13 protein-coding genes and 2 pseudogenes are annotated in these 16,660 nt (G+C 46.0%); 9 read left to right on the top strand and 6 right to left on the bottom strand.

Annotated elements, in window-relative coordinates:
* Entirely contained in the window at positions 1-3,759 is a 3,759-nt protein-coding gene (locus tag FKN93_RS00240; protein ID WP_170904259.1) for a translocation/assembly module TamB domain-containing protein, read from the bottom strand.
* On the bottom strand, positions 3,756-5,474 hold the full coding sequence (locus FKN93_RS00245) for an autotransporter assembly complex family protein (RefSeq protein ID WP_170904260.1): 1,719 nt from the start codon (positions 5,472-5,474) through the stop codon (positions 3,756-3,758). Before FKN93_RS00245 ends, FKN93_RS00240 begins: the two co-directional genes overlap by 4 nt.
* 295 nt (positions 5,475-5,769) lie before the next feature.
* Between FKN93_RS00245 and msrA the strand changes: the two genes are divergently transcribed.
* The 9 genes from msrA (at position 5,770) to FKN93_RS00290 (ending at position 12,525) form a co-directional block, all read left to right on the top strand.
* Positions 5,770-6,393: a peptide-methionine (S)-S-oxide reductase MsrA gene (gene msrA, locus FKN93_RS00250; RefSeq protein WP_154170045.1), complete on the top strand. Its 624-nt coding sequence runs from the start codon at positions 5,770-5,772 to the stop codon at positions 6,391-6,393.
* A 95-nt stretch (positions 6,394-6,488) separates the two neighbouring features.
* The gene (locus tag FKN93_RS00255) at positions 6,489-7,166 is read left to right on the top strand and encodes a hypothetical protein (RefSeq protein ID WP_154170043.1); all 678 of its coding nucleotides are present in this window, start codon (positions 6,489-6,491) and stop codon (positions 7,164-7,166) included.
* The gene (locus tag FKN93_RS00260) at positions 7,163-7,720 is read left to right on the top strand and encodes a YtfJ family protein (protein WP_170904261.1); all 558 of its coding nucleotides are present in this window, start codon (positions 7,163-7,165) and stop codon (positions 7,718-7,720) included. Before FKN93_RS00255 ends, FKN93_RS00260 begins: the two co-directional genes overlap by 4 nt.
* A gap of 66 nt (positions 7,721-7,786) precedes the next feature.
* Positions 7,787-8,080: a DUF2607 family protein gene (locus FKN93_RS00265; RefSeq protein ID WP_233268182.1), complete on the top strand. Its 294-nt coding sequence runs from the start codon at positions 7,787-7,789 to the stop codon at positions 8,078-8,080.
* Positions 8,081-8,139: 59 nt separating this feature from the next.
* The gene (locus FKN93_RS00270; RefSeq protein WP_170904262.1) at positions 8,140-8,754 is read left to right on the top strand and encodes a DUF2796 domain-containing protein; all 615 of its coding nucleotides are present in this window, start codon (positions 8,140-8,142) and stop codon (positions 8,752-8,754) included.
* An 80-nt stretch (positions 8,755-8,834) separates the two neighbouring features.
* On the top strand, positions 8,835-9,551 hold the full coding sequence (locus FKN93_RS00275; RefSeq protein WP_158144650.1) for an ABC transporter ATP-binding protein: 717 nt from the start codon (positions 8,835-8,837) through the stop codon (positions 9,549-9,551).
* On the top strand, positions 9,548-10,807 hold the full coding sequence (locus FKN93_RS00280) for an FtsX-like permease family protein (RefSeq protein WP_154170034.1): 1,260 nt from the start codon (positions 9,548-9,550) through the stop codon (positions 10,805-10,807). The genes FKN93_RS00275 and FKN93_RS00280 overlap by 4 nt, the downstream gene beginning before the upstream one ends.
* 13 nt (positions 10,808-10,820) lie before the next feature.
* On the top strand, positions 10,821-11,321 hold the full coding sequence (locus FKN93_RS00285) for a DUF3299 domain-containing protein (protein ID WP_158144649.1): 501 nt from the start codon (positions 10,821-10,823) through the stop codon (positions 11,319-11,321).
* Between the two features lie 307 nt (positions 11,322-11,628).
* Entirely contained in the window at positions 11,629-12,525 is an 897-nt protein-coding gene (locus tag FKN93_RS00290; protein WP_154170030.1) for a TIGR03899 family protein, read from the top strand.
* Between the two features lie 70 nt (positions 12,526-12,595).
* On the opposite strand, the gene cysC is transcribed toward FKN93_RS00290, so the two are convergent.
* From cysC to cobA, 4 genes and pseudogenes are all read right to left on the bottom strand, one after another.
* Positions 12,596-13,213 (bottom strand): adenylyl-sulfate kinase, encoded by a 618-nt coding sequence (gene cysC / locus FKN93_RS00295; protein WP_154170028.1) that lies wholly within the window; start codon positions 13,211-13,213, stop codon positions 12,596-12,598.
* Entirely contained in the window at positions 13,213-14,646 is a 1,434-nt protein-coding gene (gene cysN / locus FKN93_RS00300; RefSeq protein WP_154170026.1) for a sulfate adenylyltransferase subunit CysN, read from the bottom strand. Before cysN ends, cysC begins: the two co-directional genes overlap by 1 nt.
* A 17-nt stretch (positions 14,647-14,663) precedes the next feature.
* Positions 14,664-15,575 (bottom strand): annotated as a pseudogene (gene cysD, locus FKN93_RS00305) (sulfate adenylyltransferase subunit CysD); the annotation flags it as partial.
* A gap of 66 nt (positions 15,576-15,641) precedes the next feature.
* Positions 15,642-16,427, bottom strand: a pseudogene (gene cobA / locus FKN93_RS00310) (uroporphyrinogen-III C-methyltransferase); the annotation flags it as partial.
* Positions 16,428-16,660: the final 233 nt, after the last annotated feature.

The raw sequence follows: 16,660 nt of genomic DNA on the forward strand, positions 1-16,660 counted from the left end.
TTAGTTAAATTCAAAGCGATAGAGCAAATCAATCGCACTATCGACTCCAGAGACCGCTTCCAAATAGAGGTCCCTCATTAAACGATAACGAATGGTAAATTGACCGACAGAGTTGAAAATTCCCACCCCATATTTAACTTGTAAACCAGGTAAAATATAGCCACTCACAGTAATTTGTGCATCATCCCCCGAACCGGCAGTATCCAATTGCAGATCTTGTACGCCAAACTCCTCGCCAATTCGACCCACCACTTTACCGCTTTGCGCTAAGCTTAGCCCAATCAGCGTCATGGTCATCGCATTACCGCCAGCTTCACCATCAATATCTTGTCCACGTAATAAATAAGATAAAGCATTCGCTTGTGGCATCGCTGGCTCAGAGAAAATGGTGATCATCGGCTCATCAGCGGACCCTGTTACTTGGATACCGGCAATCACACCATCTTGAGTATTATTTGGATTACGAATCGCTTTAATCGACACAAAAGGCTGATCGACTGGGCCATTCATTAAAATTTTACCTTCTTGGATCTGTAAATCCTGACCAAACGATCGATACTGACCCTGCAAAATATTAACTTCACCAATCACCAATGGCCCACGATCGCGCTGCGTGACATTCAATCGGCCTCGTAGCCCGCCTTCTAAGCCAAAAGCACTCAGACGAACATCGTCACCAATTACGATCTCAACATCCGTTTCAATGCGCAGTGGTAAACGGCTCTGCTCACTTAAAGGCTGTAAATCTTTACTCAGTATGACTTGATCTTTAGACACTTCGATGGCGCTCGGAGGTAGCTCTTCGACCGTAATCCGTCCCCAAGGAAGATGGATAGAACCGGTGACTTGTGCCACATCTGGTTGCATGGTTAAGGTTAAATCAGGGATCACCTTCATTTTTACAATCGGTGGCATATCCACCAACAGCGAATCGGCAAACACTCGACTGTTCACTCGCCACTCAGCCATGTTGTGCCAATCAGCATCACCAGTGACATTCAGTAAGCCCTCGGGCGTACCAATTTGTGCATGCAGCGCCGCTTGGTAACCAGAAAAGTCTAGCGTAACTTGGCCCGAATCCATATCAACCGGAGAGATATCACCTTTGAGCTGCAACCCCGTCAACTCAATATTACCCAGCACTTGAGGATGAAGCATGGCCCCTTGCAAACTTAAATCAGCCGTTATCGTCGCATCCGCTTGACTAAACTCACCGACTAATGGCTGTAGAAAATCAAGATGAAAGGGGGTCAGTTTTAGTCCGGCCTGCCACTGTTTTTCTTCTGCAGTGACATCGGGGATCTGTACATGACCAGAAAACTGACCATTATTTGTCACTTGCAACGACCAGTCCGCTTGTAAGGAATTATTGGCTAATTCAGCATTAAGCTGCATCGCATCCCATCCCAAAATAATCGGTTGTGACAAATTTTGCTCCACTTCGCCGGCTGGTAAGGTAACGGAAAGCTTAACTTGTGGTGCCGCCTGTGCTGACCACTGAGCCGATAACTGACCATTCAGTTCCCCCTTTATCTGGGTTTCTGATGGCAGTAATCCTTGAATTTGACTGAATTGGAAATGGTTGATAGCGAGTTGAACTGCACCGCTATCCCCTACACTGGCGCTTTCTTCAAGACACAGAGAGGCATCCGCTTGTAACCAACAGTGCGGCGCTATCATCGCACGAGCTTGGTCGAGGTCAACATTGATATCCGTAGCATGACTCAACTGCCATGGCCCTTGTATGGACTCGATATTCATACGCTCAAGCTGGCCATCCCAACGCCAAGCGGTCGACTCGGTAAGCCGTCCTGATATCGCCAGTTGGCTAGACACAAGGGGAGATTTAACCTCTAACGTCAAATGATGTTGCTCTTGCTGACCATTCAACGACAATAGCAGTGATTCTATGTTCTGCTCTTGGTAACGGACATCCGTCATCGAGAGATGTAAATCTGCTTGTGGTAAGGGCAGCGGTGTTAACTGGCCAACTAACGATAATTCGCGAATCGTTGCCTCGTTTAACCAAGCCAGCTGATCTGCGCGCAAATCCAGCTGAATATCTGGCTCTGTCAGTTGCCCACGTAGCGTTACGTGACCTGCTACTTGCCCCGATAGATCCGGCACTGTTTTCGCTAAATCTTTTAACGATAAAGCCACATCCATTTGCCACTGTTGGTCTAATTGACCTTTGGCGGTCAAGAGATTCGGTCCGTGCGCGAACGTTAACCCAGAGGTAGAGATGCGATACTCCCCTTGACCTCGCGGATCGGCGGCGTTGAGTTGCCCTTTAATATCCAACGGATAGCCACGAAAATCACCATTAATAGCCAGTAATGGCAGGCCAATCTCAAAGCCGCCTTGCTCGGTCAACTTGCCAGAAGTGATTAACTGGCCGCTGATCATCCCTGGTGCTTCAGGCCATTGCAAACCGGGATTAATCTGCTTAACGTTGAGCTTGGCTTGCCAATCAATGTTTGGTTGCCAGTTGGCTTGCAGTTCGCCCTCAATCTCACCATTTAGGGTCTTCAAAAGCAGTGAATGCAAGGCTATCTGGGTCAATGAACCCTGTCCTTGAACTGCCAAGCTCATCTCAGGGAGATCCAGTCCTGCTAGTGTTGCTTCGATGGCTAGCTGATAATCATTGAGCTTCCCCTTTGCGTTAAGCAAAGGGGCTTGCACAACATAATCGCCTTCACCGACCAGCGGCCACTGGGCTTTTAGCTGCTGCACCTTGATATCAAAAGGCATATCGGGTTGTAGCGGTTTTAATTTCGCTTGCAACTGGGCCTGTGCCAGTCCGGCAAGTTGCGCCTCCAAAGCGAGATCGGCCATACTGCCTGAGGCCTTTAATTGTAAAGTTTGTCCCTTCGCTTCTGGTAACTTCAGCAATGACTGAAAAGTGAGATTCAGAGGATAATCACCTCGCAAAGTCGCCCGCCCCGTTAGAGAGGCGTCCAGCTCTGGCATATCAAGGGTTATGTTTTTTACGTCAATTTGAGACTGAAAGGCTTGAGCTTGTAGCACCAAGTGATTAATGGCGATCGGTGATGCTTGCTCGAGGAGAAAATCGCGCAATTCAAAGCGACTCAGCTCGATTCGCAATGGAATAATAACCTCAGGTAAGCTTATCGGCAGCGCATCGGATGAAGAAGCGCTCGTCGCAGCCGACGGCTCCGTCTGTTCTTCAGCCAATGCAATGCGTACGCCTCGCCATAACGTGCGATCAATCGTTAATCGATCGCCTTGTAGTGAGCCACTGGTCGTAAAGTGCTGCCAGTCAATCTGATTACCAAGCAGATTAAGCTGAATATTATTCAAGGTTAATCGGCCCAATTTGATTGGCACGGGTGTAGAAATCGCGGTCACTGGAACTGATGCCACCTCTGCCGACTCATTCGTTGAATCGGCAATAGATTCAAAATTAAACTGCAATCCCGAGACAATCACCTCATTAATACAGATCATCGGTTCGAGTAAGCAGTTCGCATTTACCGCGAGCGTTAACTGCTCAAGCTGCAGATCAATAGCGGATGATGGCTCTTGATATTCAATGCCATAAAGAGTGAAACGGGGGAAAATAGCCCCTTGGGTCGATTGAACCGAGAAATCGGGTAACGCTTTTTGAGCACCCCAGACTAAGACATTTAAGCCACTGTTGGTAAAAAATAACCCAGCAAACAACAGCAACAAAAGCGTGACAATGCCAGCCAAGCTTGCGGATAACCAACCGGTCCATTTCATCGCTCGCTTAATCATAATTCAGGCCCTAACGTAAAATGCAGTTTGAATCGATCGCCGGGTTCAGAATCTAATCCCCATGCAAAATCAAGTCGCAGCGGCCCCACGGGTGAAACCCAACGCAAACCAAATCCGGTCCCTGTTTTCCAATCAGGGGTGTCATTAAAGGCGTCACCATAATCGACAAACAGCGCAGCCCACCAATTACCACCAATTCGATATTGATATTCTAATGAGCTGGTGGCCATGTATTTAGCCCCCGTTAACGAGCCACTGGCATCCCGCGGCGAAATAGATTGATAACCATAACCACGTAGGTTGTTGTCTCCACCTGCAAAAAAACGCAGCGAAGGGGAGAGCTTATCGAACTCGTCGGCAAAGTTGGCACTACCGTCAATTCTGAATAGACCACGATGACGCTCACCTAAGCTTCTGACCCAAGAGCTACCAGCTTGGACTCGAGTGGCTCGCGTTTCCGAAATTACTGAGGGATCGGCGTATTCTAAGGTGATGGTTTGCTTATCGCCCCAAGTTAATAACGAGCGATTCAGCCTTGTACGAGTACGGGTATAAGTAATGCCTGGCATTAAAAATTGCGCTCCATCATCTTGTAAACCCTGCTCATAACTTTCAATTAGATAGCGCAAAAACACCGTTCGATGCCAGCCACTATCGAGCAACCAATGACGCTCTAGCACGAGATTAGATTCAAGACTTTCAGTATCTCGATTATCGACATGCTTCATCCCATATTGGATACGGTAATACTGCCGAAGTACATCTTCGAGAGGAATTTTATACCCTGCGGTAATACTCTGTTCAGGACCCGATATCGATAGACTACTATCAAAACTGTGGCCATATTCATTTAACCACGGCTTCTTCCATTTTAATGAGCCTCTTACGCCAACATCGGTTGAATAACCAATACCCGTTTCTAGTTGATTACGCGCTTTGGGCGCTAAAGCAACCACCATAGGTAATTCACGCTGATCAGGATTTAACTGTTCCAAATCGGGTTTGACGAATACCGATGAAAACCAATCCGTATTGGCTAGGTTAAGGTTAAATTGACCAACTTGTGAGACTAAATAAGGATCGCCTTGTTTAAACGGTTGCAGTGAACGAACACGAACCTCTTCAATTTGACTCCCAGAGATCGACGTGGCGCCAAAATGATAGCGAATGCCACTGTCAAAGTGTAAACGAACAAATGCTTGATGCCGATCGGGAACCACTTCCAAACGACTTAACTGAAAATCGCCATCGAAATACCCCTTTTGGAGCGCTAAGTTACGCAAGGAGGATTTAAGGCTATCGTATTGGCTATGATTCAGTGTCTCACCAACCTTTAAGCCACTACGTTCAATCACGCGAGCAAAATCCGCATCTTGCTGCGCTTCTCCCTCAATCACGATCTCAACCACCGCCAAACGTACCACTTCTCCGGGAGAAACATGCACCGTCATCGCTCGATCCGGTTCCGTGACTTCAAAAACAAACGTCGGGTGATAATAACCTAGCGCATTTAATGCAGCGGTTATCCTTTGTTCTAGACGCGACTGAAAACGTAACTGGGTCGAGTAATCGCTGGTCGATATTGAGGACAGATAGGCATCGACGTTATCTTTTAGATCGCCGCTTAATCCTCGAATGGTTAAATCGACTTTCGCCAACACAGTGCAGGAGAAGAATAACGTCGCGAATAGTACATAGAATTGGAGTGATCTCATGTTAAATAGTGGTTAAGCGCCTTACCGCAATTCAGGTTAATAGACTTTAAATCATACCGACTATAGGATAAGAAGTCTGTAGGATAATCGCTCACGCGCCAATAGATTACACGCAGATGTGGCGATAAAGCGATCTCGGCACGTAAGACGAACAACGAACGTCATCACATCATCAATGCTGATATTCCAGAACAATACTCTGGATCAATCGCATCCGATGTTGAATAAAAATTGTATCAGTGAGACACAGAATTTCACTCAACGTTCCATTGACTATGACTAATAAGGAATTGCTATGCTCAACAAATCTTCGCTTATTTCAGCGGATCAAGCCTTACCAGGCCGTGCTACTCCCATCGAGTTTGAAGACAAACATTTTATCCATCATACCCCCCTAAGCAGCAAACCTAGCGCGGGACAAGAGCAATTACTGATTGGAATGGGCTGTTTTTGGGGAGCGGAACGTTTATTTTGGCGTTTAGACGGTGTCGTTTCTACTTCTGTCGGCTATGCTGGCGGCTTTACTCCAAACCCAACCTATCAAGAAGTTTGTACGGGTAAAACTGGCCATGCGGAAGTCGTCCGAGTGATCTACGATCCTAAGGTGTTACCCTTGAGAACACTGTTGCAAGCCTTCTGGGAAAATCACGATCCAACCCAAGGTATGCGCCAAGGCAATGATTTAGGAACTCAATATCGTTCTGTGATCTACACTTACACCGATGAACAGCAAACGCTAGCAGAGCAAAGCCGCGCAGAATATCAAGCTTTGCTAAACGAACACCATAAAACGGAGATCACCACCGAAATTACTCCTGCTGGCGCTTATTATTTTGCGGAAAGTTCTCACCAGCAATACCTCGCTAAAAACCCGCAAGGATATTGTGGCCTTGGTGGCACAGGGGTGTGCTTTTTGTGAGTAATAATCGAGCTCACTAATATAACGCTCGCTTCAGCAATATCAACGAAGCGAGCTGATTAATGGCTCATTAAATGATGAAAGAGCATTCTGTTATGATCAATTATTTAAGAACGAGCGTTATTTTTACTCTTTGCTATAGCCTCCCAATTTGCGCTATTGAGCTCAATCTGGGTCTACAATTAACCACCAACAACATTGATGTGCGCGACGAATCCGATCAAAACATTGCACAAATGAATAATAAGCTCGCTCTTTCTCCAACGGTCTCTCTCTTATCAAAAGGCTATTATCTTTCAGAGCAAAGCTCGTTGGGCGTACAATTTCAACTGGATGGCAATCTCGTCAAAGTTAATCGACAAACGCTTCATCAAAACAATCAGCTAACCAATCTTGATACCAAAATATCTGGCTATGCGCTGTATGCGATGCCATTATTTTTTTACCATTTTAATCGCCACCAGCCAGAGAAATGGCAAGTAAAAACGGGGATTGGTATTGGGCTAGGTTATCTTAATCTGAGTGGTAATTATCAAATTACTCAGCCCCTACATCCCGAGTTTGGCGAGACAAAAAACATCAAACTTAGTGAGTTTGGTCAGGCGGTCGGGGTTTATTTAGAGATCAAAAAAGGCAAACATGCGTTCTTGCTCTATAATTTTAGTCCCTACGTCAATAACAGTAATTACCAATTTCAAGAACACAATGCGGTCCTTGCATACCGATACACCATCAACTTAAACCACTTATTTACTAAAACGGACTTACCATGATAAAAAAAATACTACTCACTCTATTGATCGCCACTCATAGTCTCGTTGCGTCAGCACACAATCTAGTACTCGGTCAGCCACTCCCAGCCGTCGACGTCGCAAAATATGGCGAAGTGATATTGGAGGGTAAAGACACTCAGTTTGTACCATGGAGTAGCACTCAACTCCCAGGTAAGGTTCGAGTGATTCAAGCTATTGCTGGTCGAAGCGCCGCCAAGGAAATGAACGCCCCTCTCATGGCCGCACTCACCGCAGCAGAGTTTCCTCGTGATGCATACCAAACTACAACGATCATTAATCAAAATGATGCGGTATGGGGAACGGGCTCGTTTGTAAAATCATCGGCTCAAAGCAGCAAAACCGATTTCCCTTGGTCGTCGATTGTCCTTGACCAAGCGGGTATCGTGGCACAAAGTTGGCAGTTACAAAACCGCTCATCAGCGATCATCGTGCTCGATAAACAGGGTATCGTGCAATTTGTCCAAGAAGGAGCTTTAAATGACGATGCTATTCAAAACGTACTATCGCTCATTCAACAACAGCTAGAAAAATAACCTTAAGGCTTGCCAGACAAGAAGATTGTTATACTATAACAATCTTCTTGTTGTATTGGGTATAAGATGATGGTCAAACCACAGCCTTTACGTCTATCGACCAACACTGTCAGTATACTGGCCGTATTGTTGGTGCTGTGGCTCAATATCGCCGTGATAAATCATCAATTAGACATTCATCCAACTCAACATACCGATCATCATTGCCAACTGTTTTCCGTAATGAAACACGGCCTTGAGCATGCCACTCTGATCATCCCTATTTGGCCAGCACAGGGTTTTATACCAGCCATCGTTAGCCCATTTTGTTTGGTACTCGACTACATTACTTATGTAGCACGTTCACCACCAAAACGTTGAACCGTTCAATACATTAACCAACACAATATTTACTATCCCTATGTTATGGAATCAACACTATGCTAACTAAACCTTTGCTTGCCTTAAGTATTTCTGCCGTATTATCAACCGCCGCGTTTGCCCATCAAGAATTTCGTCAACACGATGCTCATGTTCATGGACAAGTTGAGCTTAACATCGCTCAAGATGGCACGGATTTGCTGATTGAGATCACTGCTCCGGGCGCAGATGTGGTGGGTTTTGAGCACGCACCACACAACGAAACCCAAGTTCAAGCACTTAATCGCGCATTAGATATCTTAGGACAAGCAGAATCACTGTTTACCTTAAGCTCGGCAGCGAAATGTCAATTGGAAGAAACCCATGTTAGCCACACCCTAAGTGGCGACAAAGATAACCATGATCATAGCGATCATGCTCATCATGATCACGGACATGATCATAAGCATGACCATGACCATGACCATCATAAGCATCACGATCACAAGCATCAACACGGTGAATTTACTGCGCAATATCACTATCAATGTGAAAATGTTGGCGCGCTCACTCAGATCAACACAGAATGGTTCGCCTTATTCCCAAGCACGGAAAAAATGCTGGTCAATTTACTCACCGAGCGTACACAAACTGCCGTTGAGCTGACCAAGCAACAAACTCGTCTGTCACTGTAAATGCATCAACCGATGTAAGCGTTCACGCCCCAATCGGGTAAGCCTGGCTTACCCGATTTTCCATCAAATAAGGATAAGTGATGAACAGCCAACCGCTGCCAAGCGCCACTCCCGTAATTGACCTTATCGATGTACAATTTCAGTGGCCAAATAATCCTCAACCGACCCTCCATATTGATGCTTTGAGCGTGCTTGCCAAGCAACATCTGTTTGTAAAGGGGCCAAGTGGTTGTGGTAAATCGACCTTACTAAGCTTACTGACCGGAATTAATACCGCCACTCAAGGCCATGTCCACTTACTCGGTCATGACTTAGCTAAACTCAAATCTCGCCAACGAGATAAATTTCGCGCTGACAATATTGGTTATATTTTCCAACAATTTAACTTATTACCTTACTTATCAGTGATTGATAACGTCATCCTACCCTGTCAATTTTCAGCTCATCGCCGCGCGAACGTCTCTGGAGATATTCGCGAGCGAGCCAAACAGTTACTCGCTCAACTGAAGCTCAGTGACACACTGCTTAATAAGCCGGTGACGGAATTAAGTATCGGTCAACAACAACGCGTCGCCGCGGCAAGGGCATTGATTGGCGATCCGCCACTACTGATTGCCGATGAGCCCACTTCCGCACTCGATTACGATAACCGCAGTGCCTTTATCGAACTGTTATTAGATGAAGCCAATCGTGTCGGCACAACCCTGGTTTTTGTTAGCCACGATCCAACTTTAGAGAAACTGTTTGAACGAAGTGTGTACTTACCTACTATTAATCAAGCACGAGGTGTTGCATGAGCGTAGTCACCAAGTTAGCGTGGAAAAGCTTACTGAATCGCAAAACTACCGCTTTATTAACCATTCTTACCGTAGCGATTTCCGTCATTTTATTAATGGGCGTTGAGCGCATTCGCACCCAAGCAAAGAGCAGTTTTGCTAATACCATTTCAGGTACCGATCTGATTGTCGGAGGGCGTTCAGGACAAGTGAATCTTCTGCTTTATTCGGTATTTCGGATTGGCAATGCGACCAATAATATTGATTGGAAAAGCTATCAAGAATTTAGCCAGCATCGCGCCGTAAAATGGGCTATCCCGATTTCACTGGGCGATTCGCACCGTGGTTTTCGTGTCATGGGCACCAACCATAACTACTTTGAACACTTTCGCTATGGAAGTAAGCAACCACTTACTTTTTCTCAAGGCAGAGAGTTTTCCGGCTTATTTGAGACTGTACTCGGTGCCGACGTCGCCAAACAACTCGGTTATCACTTAGGCAGTGAGATCATTATCGCTCATGGCATCAGCGATGTCGGCTTCAGTCGGCACGATAATCTGCCTTTTACTGTCGTCGGTATTTTAGCGCCAACCGGCACGCCGGTAGATAAAACCGTCCACGTCTCTCTTGAAGCCATTGAAGCTATCCATGTTGGCTGGGAGTCTGGGGCTAATTTAGGCAATACCCCGAGCAAAGAAGAGTTAAAGCAGCGTGAATTTGAACCGCAGCAAATCACGGCGATGCTACTCGGTTTGCATTCAAAAATTCAGACCTTTGCGCTACAAAGACAAATTAACCAATACCGAGCGGAACCATTAAGTGCCATTCTACCCGGTGTAGCACTGCATGAACTGTGGGGAATGATGTCCGTTGCAGAGCAAGCGTTAATGACGGTGTCGGTTTTTGTCGTTATTGCCGGGTTACTCGGCATGCTAAGTAGCTTACTGACTAGCCTGCAAGAACGTCGTCGCGAAATGTCGATTTTACGTGCGATGGGGGCACAACCAAAACACATTTTTGCCTTACTGATCAGCGAAGCGAGTGTTTTAACCTTATTAGGCATTGTCACCGGTTTAATCGGCTTATATCTTGTTCTTGCGGTCGCTTCCCCTATCGTCGCGAGTCAATATGGTATTCAACTGCAACTCCAGGCCCTGACTCATTATGAGTGGCAACTGCTGGGCTATGTGCAAGTGGCTGGCACCATGATAGGCTTTATTCCTGCACTGCGTGCTTACCGTCAATCACTCAGTGATGGTATGACGATACGACTCTAGGAGAAACAATAAGATGTATAAATGGTTACTGAGCTTATTGGTGCCACTACTTACGGCGATAAGCTTTAACGTCTACGCCAATGGTGAACCGCTGCAATTAGACTGGATTGATCTCATTCCAGAAAATGAGCGCAACCAATTTAACGCGATGGGCATGCCAATGATCGATCACAACCTCGATCTACCCGCCCAACAAATCAAAGTGGGCAGTGTACGCAGTGAGCTCAATGGCAGTCAGGTAAAAATCCCAGGTTTTGTCATTCCTCTTGAGGGAGACGAAAACTCCATCACCGAGTTTTTACTGGTTCCCTATTTTGGGGCCTGTATTCATGTCCCCCCACCGCCACCGAATCAGATCATTTACGTCAAGTACCCTCAAGGGGCTCCGATTCAACAGTTATGGGATGTGGTGTATGTGATAGGAACATTGAAAACCGAAGTGGTTAGTGCTGAGCTGGCGGAAACCGCCTATCTGATTGAAGGAACCGCGATCGAAGATTACGATGACATGTAACCATTTGTTAAATAATTGCTAACTCAAAGACCACCTTACTCGTTACATCATGTATTTGGCTAAATAACTTAATAACCCCAAATAGATCAAAAACAGTAAAGTGGTCGATATATGCTTAAACCAGCGATTTTCTTTATCGTACTTCATTGCGTCAGTGTGCCCCCACAGTTGTTGATAACAATTTTAACAAGTTATTATCATTTATGATAGCGCAAATTTGTGCGCTATCACCAAGAGTTTCACTGGTTACCTTAGCCAATCCACGGTACATTTTAGAGTATGATTCAATGGTAAAATTTGGTAACCCATGGCTGAGCTGAAATCCTCGGTTGTGATTGAGCATCCAACCACAACCCATTCCAATACAGAGAAAAAATCCAGTTATCTAAAAGATAGCGCGAGTCGTATCTCATCGATTGCTCAGCAACATGGGTTAGATGCCTTATTACTGGATGAGAAGCCGCAAAAAACGCCGTTAGATAGAGCGTTAAAACGTGAGCGAGAGAGAAAAGAGCAGCGACAAAAAAATCTGGAGCAAATCGTACGTCTTGCACATCTCTCGTGTCATAACGAAACGGCGGGAGACCCTGACCAAGACTGGCTATACCGTTTCTTCGATATGGCGCAAGATATTCATAACTCATCAATGCAGCGTCTGTGGGCGCAAGTTCTGAAACGTGAAGTGACCAACCCAGGGTTTACTTCAATGAAAGCACTGAGTATTTTGCAAAACATGACTCCCAAAGAAGCGCAAATTTTACAACGTGCCGCCGGTTTGAGTTGCAGTTTCGGCAGCGATCCGAGTTTAAAATTACTGTTTGGTCTTAAAGTACAAAACAGTATTTTTAGTTTAGGCAAACGCAATATCACCTCAACATTAAATATTGGTAGTCACCAATTACCTTATTCCAGCTTACTGGTATTAATCGAACTTGGCTTACTGCATGCCACAGAATTAGAATCGGGGGCAATTGAATTTGATCCGCCGCTAACGCTAAGCTACCAAGGTAAACAGCTCACATTAAACGTCACTGCCAAAGGGGTGCACTTGCTGTACTATCGCTTCACTCCTACCGGCAATGAACTCTGCCGACTATTAGGCAATAAACCCAATAGTGGTTACTATGATCAACTGATCGCTCTGTTAGGACAAAAATTTATTGTCCATAGTGACGCCAGCAGTACCATTCATCACACGGTATAAATCGCACACATAAAAAAAGCCACTCATCAGGATGAATGGCTTTCACGATCAAAGGGTGAGTGGTATCGCTTTAACCAATAATCCCTCGTTGCTGTAACGCCACAATGCAGCGCTCAACCAATGCCTCGACCGGCTCTTCACCAGCGGGCAAATCAATCTCTGCCTCCAGCGGCGCTTCATACACCGAATCAATCCCAGTAAACTGAGTCAGTTCACCCGCTCGTGCTTTCTTATACAACCCTTTTGGATCACGCTGCTCACACACCGCTAAGTGAGTATTCACAAACACTTCCAAAAATTCACCTTCAGGCATTAATGCTCGAACTCGTTGCCTTTCAGCACGATGCGGTGAGATAAAAGCCGTTAACACAATCAATCCTGCATCGGCCATTAACTTGGCAAGCTCACCGATGCGGCGAATGTTCTCCCGGCGATCTTGCTCTGAAAAACCTAAATCTGCGCACAATCCGTGACGCACATTATCGCCATCCAATAAATAGGTATGGTAACCAAGCTCAGCAAGGCGTTGTTCTAGAGCTCCCGCAATGGTTGACTTTCCAGCTCCAGATAGCCCAGTGAACCACAATACCGCTGGGCGCTGTTGTTTCAATCGTGCTCGATGGGCTTTATCAACATGATGCTCATGCCAAACGATCGTCGGTTCAGTGACATTATCGATAGTGTGCATTATTGCCCCTTGAACTGGCTGAGATCTTTCGCATCCCAATGAGGGAAATGTTTTCGGACCAACGCATTAAATTCTAACTCAAAAGCCGACAATCCCGTTGCAGTTGGTAAATCTACGGCTTGCAGCGACTCGCGAATCAAACCCGCTCCGACCGTGACGTTAGTCAAACGATCAATAATAATAAAACCGCCAGTATCCGCACAATCTTGATAGTTATCCACCGCCAGTTGATGGGTAAAGCGCCATTGACAACGGGCAATACCATTCAGTGGTAGCTGTTCAGTATTGAAGGTGCTTAGCTGATTAATATCGTATTGATGCTCAATGTTGGTCACTCGACCCAGAGTTTTCTTACCTGCGATTTTAATGTCGTATTCACGATCAAGTTGTAGTGGCTGCTCTGTCATCCATACCACATCCGCGACGAGTTGCGAGGTTAGCGAAACATCAGCATCGGCCAACACTAACAGATCACCACGACTGATATCGATCTCATCTTGTAACGTCAAGGTGACCGCTTGTCCAGCATTGGCATGGCTTAAGTCTCCGTCAAAAGTAACAATCCGCGTAATCGCAGAGGTTTTTCCAGACGGTAACACTTTGACCTTATCACCAACATGAATTGTGCCCGCGGCAACCGTACCAGCAAAACCACGAAAATCTAAATGGGGACGATTGACATACTGAACGGGAAAACGAAAATCTGCGTTGAGACTCGGTGGCTTAATCTGCACGTTTTCTAGTCGCTCGAGCAGTGATTCACCTTGATACCAAGACATAAATTGGCTTTTCTCGACGACATTGTCACCTTCTAGCGCAGAGATAGGAATCAACTGAATAGCAATATCTTGGGCAAGATGCTTTGAAAAATCAGCGTATTGCTGAGCAATTTCTTCAAATCGCGCTTGGGAATAATCCACTAAATCCATCTTATTGATCGCGACGATAAAGTGTTTGATCCCCAATAAATGGGCAATAAACGAATGTCGGCGGGTTTGATCTAATACCCCTTTACGAGCATCAATCAAGATAATCGCTAAGTCGCAGGTCGACGCCCCGGTAGCCATATTACGCGTATACTGTTCATGCCCTGGGGTATCGGCAATGATAAATTTGCGTTTTTGAGTGGAAAAATAGCGATAAGCGACGTCGATAGTGATTCCTTGCTCACGCTCGGCTTGTAAGCCATCGACCAATAGCGCAAGATCGGGCCGCTCTCCGGTGGTTCCCACGCGCTGACTGTCCGAATGAACCGCGGCGAGCTGATCTTCATAGATCTGCTTAGAATCATGCAACAGACGACCAATTAACGTACTTTTTCCATCATCAACCGAGCCGCAGGTTAGAAAGCGTAATAATGATTTATGTTGATGTTGGCTGAGGTATCCTTCAATACCCAGCTCAGCAAGTTGAGCATGCACTGCACTGTTCATTTTCTTTCCTCAAATCCTTAGAAGTAACCCTGGCGTTTTTTCAGTTCCATCGATCCAGACTGATCGTGATCGATCGCCCGCCCCTGTCGCTCACTGGACGTTGCCACCAACATCTCTTCAATAATCCCGGTCAACGTATCGGCTTCAGATTCTACGGCTCCGGTTAGGGGATAGCAGCCGAGGGTTCTGAACCGAACTCGCTTGTATTGAACCTCTTCACCCGGTTGCAATGGCATCCGCTGATCATCGACCATAATTAACATGCCATTTCGTTCAACTACCGGGCGGACATCAGCAAGATACAGCGGCACAATATCGATGTTTTCTAGATAGATGTATTGCCAAATATCCAATTCCGTCCAGTTCGATAAAGGGAATACGCGAATACTTTCCCCTTTATTAATTTGCCCGTTATAGGTTTTCCATAGCTCTGGACGTTGGTTTTTCGGATCCCAAGTGTGGTTTTGATCTCGAAACGAATACACTCGCTCTTTAGCTCGGGATTTTTCTTCATCACGACGAGCACCACCAAAAGCGGCATCAAACCCATAATGGTTCAGCGCTTGTTTAAGCCCCTGAGTTTTCATGATGTCGGTGTGTTTCGAGGAGCCATGCACAAAAGGATTAATCCCCATCGCCAATCCTTCTGGGTTTTTATGTACCAAAAGCTCAAAGCCATACTTTTCAGCTGCCGCATCACGAAACTCGATCATCTCGCGAAATTTCCAATCCGTATCCACATGCAGTAAAGGAAAAGGAATTTTTCCCGGATAAAATGCTTTGCGAGCCAGATGCAACATCACGGAGGAGTCTTTACCTATCGAGTACATCATCACTGGGTTCGCAAATTCTGCTGCCACCTCGCGAAGAATATGAATACTCTCCGCCTCAAGCTGCTGTAAATGGGTTAAACGTTGTGGATCCATTCTGTCGGTTTCCTTTTCGCTGCCTCGTCATTGTCTCGAACAAGAAAATGGCAAGAGTAAAATAATCAATTAGGCATAGTGGTAGTGAGTGGGACGCTCAGTTTGCTCTCCAAACCAAGCCAATTTATCGGCTAACGCGACCACCTCACCAATCACAATTAAGGCCGGTGATTGCGCTTGAGTCGCTAATTGGGGTAAATCTTGCAAAACGCCTCGAAAGACTTTTTGGGCTTGTTGAGTACCGCGCTCGATGATCGCAATCGGCGTCGAGGCTTGACGTCCATGTAGGAGGAGTTGTTGCGTGATCATCGTGGCATTCATCAATCCCATATAGATGACTAAGGTTTGATGACCGCGCGCTAAGGTCGGCCACTCCATCTCATCAATGGTGTCATTTTTTAAGTGTCCGGTAATAAATAAAGCCGATTGTGCATAATCACGGTGGGTTAATGGAATACCAGCGTACGCGGTCGCTCCTGCTGCTGCAGTAATACCAGGGATCACTTGAAATGCGATGCCAGCATCCGCCAACACTTCCAACTCTTCACCACCACGACCAAACATAAAAGGATCACCGCCTTTGATCCTCACCACGCGATGACCCAATTGGGCAAAATCGACCAGCAGTTGATTGGTTTTTTCTTGTGGAACACTATGATGACCAGCCCGTTTCCCCACACAAACTAAAATGGTTGTGCTGGGGATCAGCGCCATAATGTCCTCTGAGACCAAATAGTCATAGAGCACAACATCCGCTTGTTGTAGATAATTGAGCGCTTTGACCGTCAGCAGTTCAGGATCGCCAGGACCGGCACCAATCAACGCCACTTCGCCGGCGCGCAATTGACTACGAGACAGGCGAGTATAAGGGCTCGATGTTGCCCCTCCATCCAATGCCACCAGCGTTGCCTGTTTGACCTTTGTGGTCGTAACGTGTTGAAAACCCGCCATCGTTGTCATCCTTAACTCAAATTGATGACGTCATTATGAGCGGTGGATGTTATTACTCGAAATTCTAAAATTTCATTTTTTATACTAAAAGCTGATAAGCAGTCACTCACCTGACTTTTAAGCGGTAAAAGACCCGG

Origin of the sequence: Vibrio sp. A8-1 (assembly GCF_013048685.1) — a bacterium.
GTDB classification, from domain to species: domain Bacteria; phylum Pseudomonadota; class Gammaproteobacteria; order Enterobacterales; family Vibrionaceae; genus Vibrio; species Vibrio metschnikovii.